Origin of the sequence: Pseudomonas shirazensis (assembly GCF_050496565.1) — a bacterium.
GTDB classification, from domain to species: Bacteria; Pseudomonadota; Gammaproteobacteria; order Pseudomonadales; family Pseudomonadaceae; genus Aquipseudomonas; species Aquipseudomonas shirazensis_A.
The window spans coordinates 67,188-84,316 of the sequence record NZ_JBNWAE010000014.1 but is presented as its reverse complement, the minus strand read 5'-3'; the positions used below and the strand labels follow the sequence as shown (position 1 = coordinate 84,316).

General features: G+C 60.1%; 18 protein-coding genes and 1 pseudogene. 12 read left to right on the top strand and 7 right to left on the bottom strand.

All coding sequences use genetic code 11. The features are described 5' to 3' along the window. Positions 1-50: 50 nt before the first annotated feature. Positions 51-1,022 (bottom strand): annotated as a pseudogene (locus ACQZ2L_RS19545) (5-methyltetrahydropteroyltriglutamate--homocysteine S-methyltransferase); the annotation flags it as partial. 251 nt (positions 1,023-1,273) lie between these two features. On the opposite strand from ACQZ2L_RS19545, the gene ACQZ2L_RS19540 reads away from it, so the two are divergent. Continuing rightward, complete coding sequence (locus tag ACQZ2L_RS19540; protein ID WP_430327450.1) at positions 1,274-2,812, top strand: methylenetetrahydrofolate reductase C-terminal domain-containing protein; 1,539 nt, start codon at positions 1,274-1,276, stop codon at positions 2,810-2,812. A 244-nt stretch (positions 2,813-3,056) separates the two neighbouring features. Here ACQZ2L_RS19540 and ACQZ2L_RS19535 read toward each other — a convergent pair whose 3' ends face one another. Continuing rightward, positions 3,057-4,232: an ATP-binding protein gene (locus tag ACQZ2L_RS19535; protein WP_430327449.1), complete on the bottom strand. Its 1,176-nt coding sequence runs from the start codon at positions 4,230-4,232 to the stop codon at positions 3,057-3,059. Then, positions 4,225-5,037 (bottom strand): alpha/beta fold hydrolase, encoded by an 813-nt coding sequence (locus tag ACQZ2L_RS19530; protein ID WP_430327448.1) that lies wholly within the window; start codon positions 5,035-5,037, stop codon positions 4,225-4,227. Before ACQZ2L_RS19530 ends, ACQZ2L_RS19535 begins: the two co-directional genes overlap by 8 nt. Positions 5,038-5,555: 518 nt before the next feature. On the opposite strand from ACQZ2L_RS19530, the gene ACQZ2L_RS19525 reads away from it, so the two are divergent. The 4 genes from ACQZ2L_RS19525 to ACQZ2L_RS19510 all read left to right on the top strand — a co-directional run bounded on the left by ACQZ2L_RS19525 (position 5,556) and on the right by ACQZ2L_RS19510 (position 7,914). Next, the gene (locus ACQZ2L_RS19525; protein WP_430327447.1) at positions 5,556-6,158 is read left to right on the top strand and encodes a histidine phosphatase family protein; all 603 of its coding nucleotides are present in this window, start codon (positions 5,556-5,558) and stop codon (positions 6,156-6,158) included. Positions 6,159-6,349: 191 nt separating this feature from the next. Continuing rightward, on the top strand, positions 6,350-6,952 hold the full coding sequence (locus tag ACQZ2L_RS19520; RefSeq protein WP_430327446.1) for a hypothetical protein: 603 nt from the start codon (positions 6,350-6,352) through the stop codon (positions 6,950-6,952). Between the two features lie 36 nt (positions 6,953-6,988). Further along, entirely contained in the window at positions 6,989-7,276 is a 288-nt protein-coding gene (locus ACQZ2L_RS19515) for a hypothetical protein (protein WP_430327445.1), read from the top strand. Between the two features lie 101 nt (positions 7,277-7,377). Continuing rightward, positions 7,378-7,914 carry a hypothetical protein gene (locus ACQZ2L_RS19510; protein WP_430327444.1) on the top strand — a complete coding sequence of 179 codons (537 nt, stop codon included), beginning with the start codon at positions 7,378-7,380 and terminating at the stop codon, positions 7,912-7,914. 12 nt (positions 7,915-7,926) lie between these two features. On the opposite strand, the gene ACQZ2L_RS19505 is transcribed toward ACQZ2L_RS19510, so the two are convergent. From ACQZ2L_RS19505 to ACQZ2L_RS19495, 3 genes are all read right to left on the bottom strand, one after another. Beyond that, positions 7,927-8,373, bottom strand: a complete 447-nt coding sequence (locus ACQZ2L_RS19505; RefSeq protein WP_430327443.1) for a GNAT family N-acetyltransferase — start codon at positions 8,371-8,373, stop codon at positions 7,927-7,929. 96 nt (positions 8,374-8,469) lie between these two features. After that, on the bottom strand, positions 8,470-9,027 hold the full coding sequence (locus ACQZ2L_RS19500) for a hypothetical protein (RefSeq protein WP_314878147.1): 558 nt from the start codon (positions 9,025-9,027) through the stop codon (positions 8,470-8,472). Positions 9,028-9,270: 243 nt separating this feature from the next. After that, the gene (locus ACQZ2L_RS19495) at positions 9,271-9,714 is read right to left on the bottom strand and encodes a GNAT family N-acetyltransferase (protein ID WP_430327442.1); all 444 of its coding nucleotides are present in this window, start codon (positions 9,712-9,714) and stop codon (positions 9,271-9,273) included. A gap of 350 nt (positions 9,715-10,064) precedes the next feature. On the opposite strand from ACQZ2L_RS19495, the gene ACQZ2L_RS19490 reads away from it, so the two are divergent. Further along, positions 10,065-10,502, top strand: a complete 438-nt coding sequence (locus tag ACQZ2L_RS19490) for an acetyltransferase (protein ID WP_430327441.1) — start codon at positions 10,065-10,067, stop codon at positions 10,500-10,502. An 81-nt stretch (positions 10,503-10,583) separates the two neighbouring features. On the opposite strand, the gene ACQZ2L_RS19485 is transcribed toward ACQZ2L_RS19490, so the two are convergent. Further along, positions 10,584-11,504, bottom strand: a complete 921-nt coding sequence (locus ACQZ2L_RS19485; protein WP_430327440.1) for a LysR substrate-binding domain-containing protein — start codon at positions 11,502-11,504, stop codon at positions 10,584-10,586. A gap of 229 nt (positions 11,505-11,733) precedes the next feature. Here ACQZ2L_RS19485 and ACQZ2L_RS19480 point away from each other — a divergent pair, with 229 nt between their 5' ends. The 6 genes from ACQZ2L_RS19480 (at position 11,734) to ACQZ2L_RS19455 (ending at position 17,053) form a co-directional block, all read left to right on the top strand. Continuing rightward, positions 11,734-12,579, top strand: a complete 846-nt coding sequence (locus ACQZ2L_RS19480) for a transporter substrate-binding domain-containing protein (protein WP_430327439.1) — start codon at positions 11,734-11,736, stop codon at positions 12,577-12,579. A 12-nt stretch (positions 12,580-12,591) separates the two neighbouring features. After that, entirely contained in the window at positions 12,592-13,254 is a 663-nt protein-coding gene (locus tag ACQZ2L_RS19475; RefSeq protein ID WP_101316298.1) for an amino acid ABC transporter permease, read from the top strand. A 7-nt stretch (positions 13,255-13,261) separates the two neighbouring features. Next, positions 13,262-13,981: an amino acid ABC transporter permease gene (locus tag ACQZ2L_RS19470; RefSeq protein WP_430327438.1), complete on the top strand. Its 720-nt coding sequence runs from the start codon at positions 13,262-13,264 to the stop codon at positions 13,979-13,981. Next, on the top strand, positions 13,951-15,453 hold the full coding sequence (argH, locus tag ACQZ2L_RS19465; RefSeq protein WP_430327437.1) for an argininosuccinate lyase: 1,503 nt from the start codon (positions 13,951-13,953) through the stop codon (positions 15,451-15,453). The genes ACQZ2L_RS19470 and argH overlap by 31 nt, the downstream gene beginning before the upstream one ends. After that, entirely contained in the window at positions 15,450-16,190 is a 741-nt protein-coding gene (locus ACQZ2L_RS19460; RefSeq protein WP_430327436.1) for an amino acid ABC transporter ATP-binding protein, read from the top strand. The genes argH and ACQZ2L_RS19460 overlap by 4 nt, the downstream gene beginning before the upstream one ends. A gap of 89 nt (positions 16,191-16,279) precedes the next feature. Beyond that, positions 16,280-17,053, top strand: a complete 774-nt coding sequence (locus tag ACQZ2L_RS19455) for an amino acid ABC transporter ATP-binding protein (RefSeq protein WP_430327435.1) — start codon at positions 16,280-16,282, stop codon at positions 17,051-17,053. Positions 17,054-17,129 lie beyond the last annotated feature (76 nt).

Below are 17,129 nucleotides of genomic sequence, written 5' to 3'. Positions count from 1 at the left end.
TTGCTTGAACCGGGCTGACGGCATGTGCCGGCAGCCCTGTTAGCTGCCTACGCCGCGCGAGCTTGGGCGACGCTCGACTGGTTGAGCGCCTTGGTCAGCAGAGCTACCTGCTGGCACTTGTCGGCGGCGAGGGTGAGCTCATCGTTGGGCTCGACATCATCTTGCCCGTCAGCGCTGAGCAGCAGAGGGCAAGATGGCGCGACCCACAACCGATCGCCCAGGCGCTCGGCAGCGAGGCGAAGTACGTGCAGCGCGTCGTCCAGATTCCAGTGCTCGCTATTACGGCCACTGACTACGCCCAGCGAAAGTACCTTGTACGCCGGCAGGCGATCGAGAATGGTCGGAAATTGTTCAGGGGCCTGCACTAGGTCGATGTGCAGGCCATCGACCGGCAGATTGGCGGCCAGGCCGAGGTTGGCGTTCAGGCCGCCAAAGTAGGTCGCGACCAGCTTTTTCAGCGGCGCACGTTGGAGAATGTTGTAAACCCGCTCGTAGGCATTCTTCCACGCCTGCGGCAGTTCCAGCGCCAGGATCGGTTCATCGATCTGTACCCACTCCACACCTTGCGCAGCCAGCTGGTTGAGGATCTGGTCGTACAGCGGCAGCAGGCGATCGAGCAATTCCAGTTTGTCGAAGTCGCCACCTTGGCATTCACCCAGCCACAGGTACGTCAGCGGGCCGAGCACGACTGGCTTGACGGCATGGCCGAGCGCCTTGGCCTCATTTACTTCTTCAAGCAGTTGCTCCCAGCTCAGCACGAATTGCTGATCGGCGCTGAGCTGCGGGGCCAGGTGATGGCTGTTGCTGTCGAACCACTGGGTCAGCTCCAGCGCGTGGTCGCTGACCGGCAGCAGCTCGATGCCGGCGTCTTTCTGCAGCTGCCAGTGCTTGGCACGCAACTCACGGCCCACGGCACGCAGGCCGGCTTGATCCATCGCACCCATGAGGAACGCCTGTTGGGCCTTCTTCAGTTTGGGATCACAGCCGATGCGTGGAAAGCCGAGGTTGTGTGCCAGTGCCATGTGAGGTGTTCCTTGCCGTTGAATTTCAGTGGGGCAAGTCTGTGCGCAATGCGATGCTGAGACAAACTCATAAAATTTGTGATCATCTCAAGAAATACTCATACAGCGCTTTGACGTACAGCGACTTAAGATTGGCCCAGCCGCGCCATGGCATGTCTTTTCCACACCTGTCACCAGCGCAATCAGACAAGCCAACCTCACCCATCTGCCGCACAATGCCGGCCAGATCCACTGCCGGTGCCGAGCCCCGCATGAGCCTGCTGAAAACCGCGCTGCATGAGCACGCCTTTGTCTGCATCATGGAATTCGTGCCCAAGCCCTCTGCCGAGCGCTTCGCCGCGCTCGAAGCGATCATGGCCCGCGAACAGCTGTGCGGCTGGCCGCTGACCGTGTCCATCGGCGACCGTGTCGGCAGCCCGCTGGATATGTCGCCGCTGGATGCCTTCAATTCGCTGACGTCGCCGGTGCCTGCCCTGCTGCACTTTTCCGGCAAAGCCCGTGAGCGCAATGACCTGTTCAACCATCTCCAGCACATGGATACCGCAGGCGTCGATCAGCTGTTGATGCTTACCGGCGACCGTTTGCCTGGGCACACCCCCGGCCAGCAGCCAGTGCGTTATCTCGAATCCGTCGCCGCGCTGCAGATCGCCCGCCAGGCCCGCCCTGACTGGCTGCTTGGCGCTGCGCTCAATCCGTTCAAATACTGCGAAGAAGAAGGCGCCGCGCAGTACCTCAAAGCCGAGAAAAAGCTCAGCGCGGGTGCTGATTTTCTGACTCTGCAATTGGGCTATGACGATCAGAAGCATCAGGAAGCGCTGCAGTGGATGGCTCGTCAGCGCACACCGAAACCATTGATCGCGTGCCTGATGGCCCTCACCCACGGTCGCGCGCAGATGCTCGAGCACGTCGCCGGCGCCGTCGTCACACCGTCGATGCGCGATGTACTGGCGGCCGAGCTGGCGGTGTCGAAAGCGTACGCCCAGGCGCGCAGTATTCAGCGGCTGGCGTTGCAGGTGGTGGGTTTGAAGTTGATGGGGTATGCCGGCGTGCACCTGTCCGGGGTGCATGAGCTTGCCCAGTTGCAGGCGCTGGAGTTTGAACTGGAGCAGGTGCTGGCGAGCGTTCATACACTTGAGCGATGGGCACCCGCCTGGGCTGCGAGCTGGCAGATGCCCGACCTGCCCGCAGTGACCTTCACCCCGCCCGGTGCGAACTGGCGACTTGGTCAGTCACGGGTCAGCGCCAGCCCGCGGGAGCGGCTTCGCTATCACTTGTTGTCGGGCATGCATGGGTTGTTGTTCGACCGCGAGAACCGGGCCAGTCGTGCGTTTGGCTGGGCAGTGACCAGACCTTTGTGGTCGACACCTGGCGCCGCACGCCTGCTGCATGGCCTTGAGCGCGGTATCAAAAGGCCCTTGGTGGGTTGCGACACCTGCGGCAGTTGTCGCCTGCAAGACACGCTTTATATCTGCCCTGAATCCTGCCCCAAAGGCCTCGCCAACGGCCCCTGCGGCGGCACCTCGCTGAACCGCTGCGAGTTCGGTGATCGCGAGTGCGTGCACAGCGTGAAGTACCGCGTGGCCAAGACTGTGGGCGAGACGGATGTGCTGCGCGAGCGGTTGATTCCCTGCGTCGAGGTCGAGAACCGGCACCGCAGTTCGTGGCCGGTGTGGTTTCAACCGGCGCCGGTGGTGAAGGTTGAGCCGGTTTCCAAGGTGGTTGCGGTGCAACGATCTTCGAGTTCGGAGTCTGCCCAGCGTAAGCCAGCGGTTGCCGAGCTGGATAACTGAAGCTGCCGATTGCGCCACACCAGCGCCATGCGCGGACCGTCTGTAGGAGCGGCCTTGTGTCGCGAAAGGGTCGCGCAGCGGCCCCAGGATCTGTGCCGCGCCGCAAGATTGCCGGGGCCGCTGTGCGGCCCTTTCGCGACACAAGGCCGCTCCTACAGTGGGCCAATGCGGGGCCAAACATGCGCCAGGACCGCAGTTGACCTTCGCGTCGCGCCGCGCGCTGGAGGCAGGGTTTGGTGGCCCACTAACCGGGAGCGTCCTCCACGGGCAACCTAACCGTAAACGTAGTCCCCAATGCAGCATCCGAAACCATGCTCACCGTCCCGCCATGGGCCTCGGCAATCTGTTTGACGATAAACAACCCCAACCCAACCGAGCGGATCGAGCCGTCATATTCGTTGGCACGCGTCATCGGCTCGAACAGCGTCGGGATCACCGGCTCGGCGATGTGCTCGCCATGGTTGTGAACACTCAGGGTAGCGCCTGCTGCGGACAGGTCTGTGGTCAAGGTGATCGGAAAACTCAGATCACCATAAGCAACGCTGTTGGCAGCCAGATTGCCGATCATCTGCTGCAGACGATCCTGATCCACCTCAAGCGTGCCGCGCCCGCGCGACAGATGCCGAATGTGCGCATCAGCAAAGGCAACCCTCAGCTCACCTACGCACTGGTCCACAAACTCAGGCAAGTCGACCTGATGCCGGCTGATCTTGATGCCCTGCCCAATCCGCACCGAGGCAAAATCCAGCAGATCAACAATCATCCGCTGCGCCCGCTCGGCTGAACTGCTGATGCCTTCGAGCAAACGCCGCTCCCGCTCGGAGCGCGGTTCATGCTCGAGCATATGCGTGGCCATCTTGATGGCCATCATCGGGTTCTTCAGGTCATGGCTGGCAATCGCGACCATCTGCTCGGCAAAGGCGGCACGCCGCTGCGCCTTGTCGAATGCTTCAGCCAATTCTGCCTTGGCCTCTTGCAACGCCGCTTCTGCAGCGATTTTCTGCGCCAGCAGTTCCTCGGCCCGCTGCCGGGCAGCCAGCACCGCGCGCTCGTAGCGATCCCGCTCGGCAGTGCCGAACAGCGCCAGCTCGTAACGTACCCCTTCGCGGGTTTCACGGCGCACGCCGTTGAGCAACATCGCCAGCGCGTGGCCATCGTGATGGCGCAGCTCCAGCTTGACCTCGGCCACCGAGCCCTGGCTGCTGAGCAACGGCCCCCAGTGGGTGCGCTGGAACAAGCGCCCGCCCACCGTCAGCAAGTCATGAAAATTCTGCGCGTTCAAGGTTGCCATGTCATAGCCAAGCCACCTGCTGAACGTCTGGTTACACCGCAAGATCGTGCCCTCCACGGTCATGACGACAAGCCCGCAAGGCGCGCGCTCGAACAACGATTCGTCACAGACCAGGAGGGTGTCATCCATGGTCGAAATCGAGCTGGGCGAGGAAGCTATCGATGGCCGCCGTGCACGCACTGGGCGCGCTCAATTGCGGGTAATGGCCCATGCCCTCGATCAGGCTAAGCTGGCTGTTGGGCAGCACGCGGTTCAGGTACTCACCCACCGCAACCGGCACAACCGGATCGCCTGTGCACTGTAGAATCAGCGTAGGCGTTTCCAGCCCGACAACGTCGGCGCGGTGGTCAGCCAAGAAGATCACCCGCGCAAAATGCCGAGCAATCTGCCCATCGGTGCGCTTGAAGCTGCTGAGCAACTCCTCACCCAGCGCAGGCTCCCCAGGTTCGCCCATCAACACCGGCGCCATGGTGGTCGACCAGCCCTGATAGTTGTCGTCGATGGCCTCGAGCAGTGCATCGACCTCTTCAGCCAGGAAGCCACCGGCGTAGTCACCCGAGTCGATATAGCTGGGCGACCCGCCAATCATGACCATCGCCGCGACGCGCCCTGGCTGCTGGCGCTGAGCCAAGGTACCAATCATTGCGCTTGCAGAATGGCAAACGAGGATCACCGGGCCCTCGGCGTACTCGTCGATCAGCTCGTTGAGATCCGAGGCGTAGCCCCACAGCGAGGAATACTTTTCGCGGTCGTAAGCGGCGAGGTCCGATTGCCCCGCGCCGACCAGGTCGTAGCTGATCACCCGAAAACGCGACTCAAGGTGCGGCAGCAGCAATTTCCACATCGTCTGGTCGCAACCGAAGCCATGCGAAAGGATCAACGTCGCGCTGCCGCTGCCGGAGATATTTAGGTTGTTGCGCTTTTGCAGAGTCATTCTTGTCTCGATCTCGTACAGCGAAGGCTAGGCCGTGGTGATCCGCACCAGCTGCCACTGAGAATAGATCAGGCATGGAGGGCATGGTTCGGATCAATGATGAAGATTCGTTACCCGATCACGGTTGGAGGGGCAAGGAAGGACATGGCTGTGGCGTCACTGCTGCGAGCCGGATCTGGGGGACACGATACGCGATAGTGGGGGGCGGCGTATTGATATCGCGGAAGTATGGCCGGATTTATAGACTGTTATAGCTAATGTGAACCAAGAAGCTGCCAAACCAATATATGGCAGATTTGAGTTGAGCGTCGGCAGAGGACTGGCCATCAAGCGATGAGTCTCACGCAAGCAGCCCGCTCACCAGCCAACTCACATCAGTCAATCTTGATCGACCGATCCGCCCTTAGCGGACGGTCACGCATGGTCACTTTCGGCCCAATACCTACATTCGAAATCATTCCGCCAGATACTTCACGATTGATACAATCCCCCGCTTTTACACTGATGAGATGGATTTCATGGATCTGTATGTCGTACGGCATGGTGAAACCTGGGCGAATGCCGAACACCGTTACTTGGGATCGCTCGACCCATCGCTCACAGAACGGGGGCGTGAACAGGCTCAAGCGCTAAGGGCGAGTTTGCCCCATGAACTGGACACGCTTGTCGTATCTCCTCGTCTGCGGGCAATGGAAACCGCCAGTATTCTTAACGAGAAGCTAAAGCTCCCGATCCAGACAATGGACTGCTTTCGAGAGCGTGATGTGGGGGTTTTTGAGGGCCTGACCCAGGCAGATGCGAGGGAACGATATCCGCATCTTTGGTCGCAAAACATTACCCGTCAATGGGGGCTCGGGCCCACCGGAGGAGAATCGATTGCCGATGTTGTGAAGCGGGTTAAAGAAGGATTGGTAGACTTGGAGTCGAGATATCCGTCAAAGCGCGTTCTTCTTGTAGCGCACGGCTTTGTTGCGAAGACTATCAGGGCGCTGGCCAAGAATGACTTTGCAGACTTCTATAACTGGCAACTTTCCAACGGCAACATGCTGGGGTTGGAAAGCTTTGTACTCCCGCCATCTGACCTGAAAACGCTACAGGCCTCGCTACCATCGGGCGATTAAGGTATTCCTGGGATCCTTGGCCTTAAGGGAATACCCGAAGGTCTGCTATGGGTGATTAGCTGCCGTTCAACGTAACAAGCCCGTGATCAGGCACGCCTACCAATACCCGTCCACTCCGAGGAAATCAGTGCAGCTGACGAATAAACTCCTGCAGACGCGTCATAGCGAAAATTCTGCAGAGAAATGGATCAATGACGGCACGCTTGAGATTCTGTTTAGTGTTGTTGCCGATGTTCGCAGGTTGCAAGTATTTCCCCCACACCGATTACTTTGTCGCACCCGCGAATGAGCCGAATCCGGCCTGGATTCGTGTCGTCAATTTCACCCAGCATGCGGCAATCTACCAGGCCAACAACGGTGTGAAGATCGGCGGTGTGGTGCGTACCGGGCCTTTCCCCTTTATCCATACCCAGGACATTGGCATGCCCAAAGCGGGGCAAGACCTGACCTGGGACTACTACGAATCAACGATTCGGCCGGGCCTGGAAACAACTGTGTATATGACATGGGAGGGTTCGCGTACCAGGACCTGCTCTGTCACGAGCCAATTCACACCTGAAGCTGGACGCTACTATCAGTTACTCCTCAGCTCAGGTTCCAGTGGGAAATGCACGCTGTACCCAACGCTGATCGAACGTGACAAGGAAGGTACGGGCTGGCATCTGGTCCGTAACGAAAATGTAACCTACAAGAATGCTGGGCCCACCGCCGAGGCCTTCTACCGCAACAGTCAATTCGAAGATCCTGACTACCAGCCACCGCCCGAGCTGTACCCCGGCATAGACGTCAGATAGCGACTACCCCTCAGGCCCGGCGACACAGGTATCCAGATGAAGCCACAACCGCTGCACATGGTTGCTGATGTGAAAGTGCCTTGCGCCTACCGCCCCAGCGTCTCGACGATCGTGTTGTTTGGTCTTGAGGTCGCGGGTGAGCACGAGCCGCCGGTATACATGGAGATTCGATTCGTGGACTACGCCAGCCAGCAGGTTGAAGGCGATCATTTGATGATTACGCTGGAGCAGGCGCTGGAATCCGCCGAGCAGGATTACGGGATCAGCAAGGACGACTGGCGCCAGATGAGCGACGCAGAAATTGCCCGCATCCGCTGGTCGTGATCTGATGGTCAAGCCAGCGCAGCACCGCGTGAGCCTAATGAGTATCACGCGATCGGAGACCGCCGTTTACCGTGGATATTTCACCCGCATGGAGCATTGCATTGAAGTCAGTTCCGCTTTCCCTCATCACACTGTTCTGCGCAAGCCTGCTGGTATCGCTCAGCGGCTGCGGCTCCATCAGCAACGTCAGATCCTTTTCAACCCCCTATAGCCTGCCAGCGAGCGATCAGACAGCGCGCTTGCGGGTATTCAGCGACGGCATGGTCAGGGCCATTCCCAAATCCGCTTGCGTCGACTTCCGCCTCCCCGGCGCTGGGGTATTGGTGGCGCCGCGAAAAGGCTACGCTGATCGCAATAATGAAAGCCTGGGCATGCCGGCCATTGTCAGCCAACCCGCTGGCACAGTCCGCAGTGAATTCAAGATACCCGCCGGCGAGCCCGTGTCGTTTGTCTACAACCGCGAACGTTGCTACAACAGGTTCACATTCGTACCGCAACCGGGTGCAGACTACGAACTTGACGCGTCGGGATATTCCAACTGTACGGTGTCTGTCAGGCAACTCCCAACTGGATCGAAGCCAGGCAAACCCTTGGCGTTGGACGACAGCAAAATGTGTCGGTTGGCAGACAATTACTGAGCGTTCCTAACACTAAGGCAACCGCCTCTCCATCGGCTGATAGACGAGCCCGGCGAATTCCCCTACGTCACCTGCGAGGACGAACCCGTAGCGTCGGTATGCTGGCACCGAGGACAACGAGGCTCTCACGGTCACTGTCTCTTCCCTGGCATGCTCCAGCGCAGCATTGATAAGGCGCCTGCCGATGCCTCGACGCTGCCAGCTTGGCGCGACGAACAGCATCGCCACATGGCGCCCTTGTTTGAGCTCGACCAGCCCCGTTATCACGCCATCCGCTTCAAAGATCAGCATCAGATTGTCGCCCTGCTTACGCTCGGCAAACGCGTCTACAGATGCCACCTTGGCGAAGGTTTCCACGCCTTGCGCTGACAACGAGGGCGCAACTGCCAGCATGAACGCTTCAATACAAAGGGCGCTGACGAGGGGCAGGTCATCTTCGTTCAGTTTGCGTATGTGCATGGGCGACGTCCCTGTCTGCAGGATATAGAGTGGATTATGTCTGTACTACGAACGCGCGTATCAGACACGCCTGTCCCTACTGTTCACTCAGCCGTGTCACGGCCGGTACAGCGGGAATGCTTCCATCAGCGGCGGGATTTCCTGCCCCGTCGCTATTGCGCTCTGGGTGGGATCGTTCGGTTTTGGAATAGTCCGGGCGAAGTGAAAAATGATGGTCTGGCCAGTGGTGCCATCGGTGTAGTACTTGAAGTAACTGATCTCCGAAAACTGCCCGTCCTTACGGACTGAATCGGGGTAGTACATCATCGCGTAGTCGATCCCGGTTCTGTTTTTTGTCAGCAGAACTGCCGGCATGTTCGGGTTTTCCTGCTGATGCAACTGGATGGCACGTTTGGCCAGATCGAGGGGCTTGAAGCGGTTCATCTCGCGAGGCACGACCGTAAAATCGACCATCTCGGTCCAGGCATCCATGCTTTCGTCTTCAGGGAAATATTCCCAAAGGCCCTGCTTCTGGAACTTGAGGACAAACGTCTTGCCACCGAACTGCACCGATTTGGTTTCGGCGATCGAAGGGCTGGCCTTGGTGGCGGTAAGCGGCGTGGAGCAGCCGGAAAGCAGGAGCAGGGTTGATAACACGAGCAATAAGGCTTTCATTTCAATCCTTGAGAAAGTGCATCAGGCAATTTTTTTTTGCGCCGCTAACAATAGCTCAAGGCAACTCTGAATACTTGCTTTACAGCCTGATGCGAGCAGCTCGACCACCGATTAACCAACATTCGTCATGCCTGGGCGACCGCCCCGCCGCGGGTATCAGCAATCCCATTGAACACCGGGATCCGCAACAGTAGATGTCGAGCGACTGCTAGCGGCAAGAAATCGCCATCCAGCAGAGCTTTTTTACAGCCGACGCTCGTATATCAGGTAGCCATTGGCACCTGTACTGATGCATGAAAATTTCGTGGACTCGTACAGCAGTTTCGCAGGATTGTCAGGCCGGACACTTAACCGTAATCGAGTGAACCCCTGAGATTGGGCATCGAACATGCTCCGTTCCAATAGCTTCGTGCCAACGCCATTGCGACGAAAGGCTGGAGCTACTTGGAGCGTGCAGAGTTCTGCATGTGCGGCCTCCGGAGTCCACAATGAATAACCTGCGAACGCATCGTCGATGACCGCGACGGTCAGATGGTCGAAATTCTCTACCCACCGCGTTAGATGCCGCTCCAGATCCCTTCGCCAAGAAGCTTCATGCGCAGGCTCAAATGTAAGGATATAGCTCTCCTCGCCTCGGTAAATGGCCGGTAGATCGGTCAAACTAGCGGATCTCAGTCGCAAAGCCATTTCATCGGTCCCTGATTGTTTTCCTCATCTCATCCCCGCCGGCTACCGCTGCCAGGATTCTGTCGAAAGCGGTGGGTTTCTCTCGATACATACACTACCTGCTTTTGGCGCTGCGCAGCACCACGAGCGGCCCGCCCCCCCTCAGGCACGCTATGACCGTCCATGCCGTGCTTCTTTATTGACACCCCGCAAGCCTCTAATTATCGTCCTTCATCCCTCCTTTCCGGCCACTTCTGCCGTGAACCGCCCAGGCGTTAACTCGCGAAGCGGTCATACAGGTTGCCGACACTTACGCGGTCGCTATCCAATTGCCCGCGTCCTTTCCGATATCAAGTGTTAAGGGTGATTCCATGATCATTCGTCAGGCTAGCAACGCCGACCATCCACACCTGCTCGACATCTGGCTGCGCTCGGTGCGCGCCACACATCACTTCCTGCAAGCGTCCGACATCGAGGCACTGCTGCCTCAGCTGCGCGATGTCTATCTGCCCGCTGTTGAATTATGGGTTGCGGTAGATGCCGAGGACTGCCCGCTGGGGTTTATCGGGCTCAATGAAAACCACGTAGAGATGCTCTTCATCGAACCCAATCTACGCGGGAAAGGGATTGGCCGCGGGCTGCTGGATCATGCCCGCAAATCGCACAGCCAGCTGAGCGTCGATGTAAATGAACAGAATCCCGAAGCGGTAGGGTTCTATCTACATTACGGGTTTGTGCAAACAGGCCGTTCTCCGCTGGATGGCGAGGGCCGCCCCTTCCCGTTGCTTCACCTGAGCCTGCCCGGCTAGGGCTGTAGTCGTGAATCGCTCTTGAGCCGTTGCTCAGGGGCGCTTCAATAACCGCTTGGACCTATGCAGCCCCCAACGCTCTCAAGTTCTCTTCCTCGCCAAACTCCCCTGCGCTGCCTCCCTCAACATCTCCCCCGCCAACACCCGAAACCTCTGCGTCAGCACGTTCTCTGGCCGGTCGGACGACAGCAGCAAATACGTGTAAAAGCGCAGCTCCGGCGCAAACGGTCGGATGTCGATATCGGTATGCAAGTACTCGTTGGCCACCAGCGGGCTGACCACGCTGACGCCTAGCCCCAGCCCGACCAGTGAGCAGACAGTGGCGGCATGGGTCGCATCCATGTTCAGCACGCGCGGATCTTCTTCGGCAAACAGCCGGTCGAGCCGGGTGCGGGAGCCGTCGGTGTGCGACAGCGAGATGAATTCCTCACCTTTCAAATCTGCCGGTGTCACCACTTCCAAAGCACCAAGCCGATGCCCTTTGGGGAAAATGCACACGCCAGGCACATCACAGATGATTTCTGACTGCACACCGGCCATGTCCTCAGCCACATAGGACACCAGGCATACATCGCAGAAGCGAGTCGCCGCCCAGTGCGCGACGTTGGGCGAGTCATTGGTATGGATCGATATGTGCACGTGTGGGTTCTGCTGGCGAAAGCGCTGGATGATCGCCGGCAGCAGGCCGTGGGTCAGCGACGGCACCGCGCCGATGCGCAAGCGCCCGGTGCCGCCGCGCTTGAGGTGCTGGGCTGAATTTTCCAGGCTGTGCAGGCCGATGAAGGCGCGCTCGACATCGGCAAAAAACTGCGCGCCTTCATCGGTTGGCACCAACCGCGCTCCTACTCGCTCAAACAATTTGAAGCCATTGGCCCGCTCGAGCTGTGCGATCAGCCGGCTGACGTTCGGCTGCGAGGTGTGCAATGCCTGCGCCGCCGCCGTCATGGAGCCGCTGACCATCACCGCGCGGAAGGTTTCGATCTGCTTGAAGTTAATGGCCATATCATTTCTGCATGACTGGTTGATGGATTGTCATTTGATTGCATGACCCGAAGATTTTATAACTAGATCTACATCGACGTCTGCCCCGAAGCAGCGCGATGCCAACCGAGCGCATACCCGCAACAACAAAAACAAAATCGGTGCTCAAGCTTCATTTCAGCTCTGCCCTTGTACTCATCGTTTCGCCGCACGCCAGTGGGGCGATGCAGCCCGGTAATCAGGAGGCATCATGTCGTTCTCGTATAAAAAACTAAGTGCTGCACTGGCCTTGTCGTGGGTGTCGTTGGCAGCGGTTTCCACCGCTCAGGCCGTCGACTTGCCGGCCGTTCCTGCAGCTATCAAAGAGGCAGGCCAGCTGCGAGCTGGCGTGCGTTGCGACCAGCCGCCGTATGGCTATCAAGACAACAAGGGCGAGTTTGCCGGCGTCGAAGTGGAGATGGCCAAGCAAGTGTCACTGTGGGCCCTGGGCTCCAAGGACAAGGTCAGCTTCACCTGCGTGACCGCCGAAAACCGCGTGCCGCAGCTGCTGGGGCGCAAGGTCGACTTCCTCATCGCCACCCTCGGCGTCACCCCGGAGCGGCAACGGGTGATCGACTTCACCACGCCCTACCGCTGGGGCGCGAGTGACGTGGTGGTGAAGAAGGACAGCCCGGCGCAGAAAATCTCCGACCTCAAGGGCAAGACCCTCGCCACGCTCAAGGGCTCGGTGCAGGCCAAGTGGTTCGAGGACCACATGCCCGACGTGAAAACCCTGCGCATGAACAGCGCCGCCGATGCCCTGCAAGCCTTCCGCCAGGGCCGCGCCGATGCCTACACCCACGACGCTGCAACGCTGGTGGTGGTCGCCGACAACGACAAGGACGCACGCCTGATCGGCGAACCGTTCCAGATCTCCGACGCGGCCATCGGCGTGCGCAAGAACGAAGAGCAGTGGCGCGACTTCCTCAGCGCGGCGGTGCTGCGCATGCGTGAAGAGCACCTGTACCGCGGCTGGGTAGAGCAGTTCGTACCGAAGAATATCCAGGGCTACTACATCAGTGTGTTCGAGCAGGCCAAACCTGCCGAATCGCTCTGATCGGCCGCGATCATGGATTTCGACATCCATTACTTGATAGCGCAGTGGCCTGCGCTGCTCGACGGCGTGTTGATGACGCTGAAGATCACCGCGCTGGCCATCTTCTTTTCGATGCTGATCGGTGTGCTGGGCGGCGCGGTGCGGGTGATGAAAGTGCCGGTGCTGTCGCAGGCCGTGGTGCTGTACGTGGAGTTGATCCGCAACACGCCGATCCTGGTGCAGTTGTTCTTCATCTTCTACGGCCTGCCGGCGATTGGCCTGGGGCTGTCGCTGTTCTGGTCGGGGGTGGTGTGCCTGTCGCTGTGGGCCGGGGCTTACCAGATCGAGAACATCCGCGGCGGCCTGGCCACGGTGGAGCGCGGCATGCGCGAGGCGAGCCTGGCGCTCAGCCTCAAGCCGGCTCAGTACTTTGCGCTGATCGCCCTGCCGATCGCGTTTCGCACCAGCCTGCCGGCGATGCTCAACACTGCGATTTCACTGCTGAAGAACTCCTCGTACCTGCAGGCCATCGGCCTGGCGGAGTTGACCTTCGTTGCGGTGGACCGCATCGCCACGGACTTTCGCGCCATCGAGATGTTCACGGCCATCTGCGTCATGTACCTGGTGCTGGTCGGCGTGCTCGCGCTGCTGACTGCGCGCCTTTCCGCCCACTTACAACGCCCTTTCCGGCAGTGAGGCGAGCATGAACTTCATCTTCGAAAACTGGAGCTTCGTTCTAAAAGGGTTGTTGATGACCCTGCAACTGGCGCTGGTGGTGCTGTTGTTCACCACGCTGATTTCGGCGGTGCTCGGTGTGCTGGCCACAGTCAAGAGCCGGGTGCTGTGGTGGACGATTCATGCCTATGTGGAGCTGTTCCGCTCGATTCCGCTGATCGTCAACGTGTTCTTCATCTTCTTCGGCGCGCCGATGTTCGGCGTCGATCTAAGCCCATTCGCCGCGGTAACTGTCGGCCTGACCTTGTGGGGCAGCGCCAACGGTATCGAGATCGTGCGGGGCGGGCTGGAGTCGGTGTCCCGCCACCAGTGGAAAAGCGCCTGGGCCCTGGGCCTGCGCCCCTGGCAGATCTACCTGCACGTGATCGTGCCGCAGTCGATGAAAGCCATTCTACCGGCCTACACCGGGCTGCTGACGATCCTCGTGCAAGCGACTTCGCTGGGTGCCCTGGTCGGTGTAGGCGAATTCCTCAAGGTCGGCCAGATCATCATCGAACGCGAAACCGTCATGACCGGCGTCAGCCCGGCCTTCTCGGTCTACGCCGTGGTGCTGCTGGTGTACTTCGTCATCTGCTCGGCACTGACCTGGCTTAGCCGTTATCTCGAACGTCGTCTGGGTCGCCCGGCGGTACGTACTTCCATTGGAGAGGTTCCAACATGCAAGAATCCAAAGTCAGTCGGCGTCTGAAAGAAAGCACCGCGCCGGAAGTCAACGAGTACATCTATCGCCCGCGCCTGGAAGGCTTCGCCAGCGGTTTCGCCAATCTTGGCAACGTCAACAAGGCGCACATCCTGATGCTCGCCGAACAGGGGCTGATTCGCGGCGAACATGCCAGTGCGCTGGCCAAGGGTGTGCTGGACATGGAGCAGGCCGGGCCGGATGCGGTCGAGCTGGACCCGTCCCGCGAAGACGCCTACTTCAACTACGAAGCGCACCTGATCGAGCAGATCGGCGCCGACATCGGCGGGCGCCTGCACACCGGTCGCAGCCGCAACGACATCCTCGCCACGCTTGACCGCCTGCGCTGCCGCGAGCTGTTGATGGACCTCATCGACGAACTGGTAACGGTACGCGCCACGGCCCTGCGCTGCGCCGCGATGTACGCAGAAGTGGTGATGCCCGGCTACACCCACCTGCAGCCGGCGCAACCGATCACCTACGGCTACTACCTGAGCGCGGTGGAACAGGCGCTGGAGCGCGACAGCAAGCGCCTGAGCCAGACCCTGGAGTCGATGAACCAGTGCCCACTCGGTGCAGCCGCTTTCGCCGGCACGCCGTTCGACATCGACCGCGCGCGCACCGCCGAGCTACTTGGCTTCGACGGCTATCTGGACAACGCGCTGGACGCCATCGGCTCGCGCGACTTTCTCCTCGAAAGCCTGTCGCACCTGAGCCACCTGGCGGTGTTCTGGAGCCGCGTCGCGCAGGACTACTTTGTCTGGAGCACCCATGAGTTCAACCTCATCGACTTCCCCGACAGCGTCGCCGCCACCTCCAGCATCATGCCGCAAAAGAAAAATCCCACCGTGCTCGAGTACCTCAAGGGCCGCAGCGGGCACATCGTCGGCCTGCTGATGGGCGCCAGCGTGAGCATCAAAGGCACCAACTTCTCCCACACTGGCGACGGCAACCGCGAAGGCACCCGTGGCTTCTGGGAAGCCGCCGAAGAAACCCTGCGCTGCCTGAAACTGCTCGACCTGGTGCTGCGCACCGCAACGCCCAACATCGACCTGGCGGTACGCCGCGCCGGTGAAGACTTCTCCACCGCCACCGGCCTTGCCGACCTGATGGTGCGAGAAGTCGATCTGTCGTTCCGCGAAGCCCACCATGTGGTCGGCGGCGTAGTGCGCATGGCCATGGATCAGGGCCTGCCGGCCAACCAGATCACCACGCAGATGGTCGATGCCTGCGCCCTCGAGCAACTCGGCCACGCCCTCAACCTGCCCGAGCAAAAAGTCCGTGATTGCCTCGACCCGGTCAGCAACGTGCAAGGCCGCAGCTCCGCAGGCGGCCCTTCGCTCGGCTCGTTGAAGCCCAGCCTGGCCCGCGCCAGCGAGCGCCTGAACGCCGAGCGCATTGCCAATCAGCAGCGCCGCGAGCGACTCAGCGCGGCCGACCTCAATCTGCAAACCCTGACCCGGGCACGGGCGGGCGTATGAGCACGATCCTGACGGTTCGCGACCTGCACAAAAGCTTCGGCGCGCACGAGGTGGTCAAGGGCGTGGACATGGACGTTCAACAAGGCGAAGTGGTGGTCATCATCGGCCCCAGCGGCTCGGGCAAGTCGACCTTCATCCGCTGCCTGAACAGCCTGGAAGAGCCGTCCCTCGGCACCGTGGTAATCGCCAATGGCGACTCGGCCAATGCCGGTGACCGCAAGGCTTTGGCCAGGCTGCGCGAAGAGGTGGGCATGGTGTTTCAGGACTACACCCTGTTCCCGCACATGAGCGTGCTGGCGAACATGATGCTCGCCCCGGTCAAGCTCAAGCGCTCGAGCAAACAGGAAGCCCAGACCCACGCCCTCGCCCTGCTCGATCGCGTCGGCCTGCGGCACAAGGCCGAGCACTACCCGGCGGAGTTGTCCGGCGGCCAGCAACAGCGGGTAGCGATCGTGCGGGCGCTGGCGATGAAGCCCAAGCTGATGCTGTTCGACGAGCCCACCTCCGCGCTCGACCCGGAGACCGTCGGCGACGTGCTGAACGTGATGAAGGGCCTCGCGGCTGAGGGCATGACCATGATCGTCGTCACCCACGAGATGGGCTTTGCCCGGGAAGTGGCCGACCGCGTGGTGTTCTTCGACGGCGGCAAGATCATCGAAATGGGCCCGCCGGCGGAAATCTTCAGCGCACCGAAGGAGCCTCGCACGCGGCAGTTTCTGGAAAGCGTCCTGCACTGAGCGAACGGCGTCTTTTACATCCTCTTCCCACATCAGGCGTGCCCGCTGCCACCGGGACGGCGCGCCTGTGCTCCGGCAAGGAGTTTGAAATGAGTGAAGTTATCCGCAAACCTCTGGATGCACTGGGCGCCCAGACCATGATCCAGATGGAGAACGTCAACAAGTGGTATGGCGAGTTCCAGGTCCTGAAGAACATCAACCTCACCGTGCGCCAGGGTGAACGCATCGTACTGTGCGGCCCATCGGGGTCGGGCAAATCGACGACCATTCGCTGCCTCAACCGCCTCGAAGAACACCAGCAAGGCCGCATCGTCGTCGAAGGCACCGAGCTGACCAGCGACGCCAAACAGATCGAAACCATCCGCCGCGAAGTCGGCATGGTGTTCCAGCACTTCAACCTGTTCCCGCACCTGACCATCCTGCAGAACTGCACCCTCGCCCCGATGTGGGCGCGCAAGATGCCGCGCAAGGAGGCTGAGGCGGTGGCAATGCATTACCTGGAACGGGTGCGCATTCCCGAACAGGCACACAAATACCCCGGCCAGCTTTCAGGTGGCCAGCAACAGCGCGTTGCGATTGCCCGGGCGTTGTGCATGAAGCCGAAGATCATGCTGTTTGACGAACCTACATCGGCGCTGGATCCGGAGATGGTCAAGGAAGTGCTGCAGACCATGGTGGATCTGGCCGAAGACGGCATGACCATGGTGTGTGTGACGCATGAGATGGGCTTTGCCCGGACGGTGGCGCACCGAGTGGTGTTCATGGATCAAGGGGAAATTGTCGAGGAAGCTACGCCCAGAGAGTTCTTCGAGAACCCGCAGAGTGAGCGCAGTCGGTTGTTTTTGAGTCAGGTGCTGCATTGATTGGGGGTGGCGCGCATTGTCTGGGCCGGGGCGGACAGACATTGATGTTCCTGTGTTTCCGTCATATGTTGCGGGC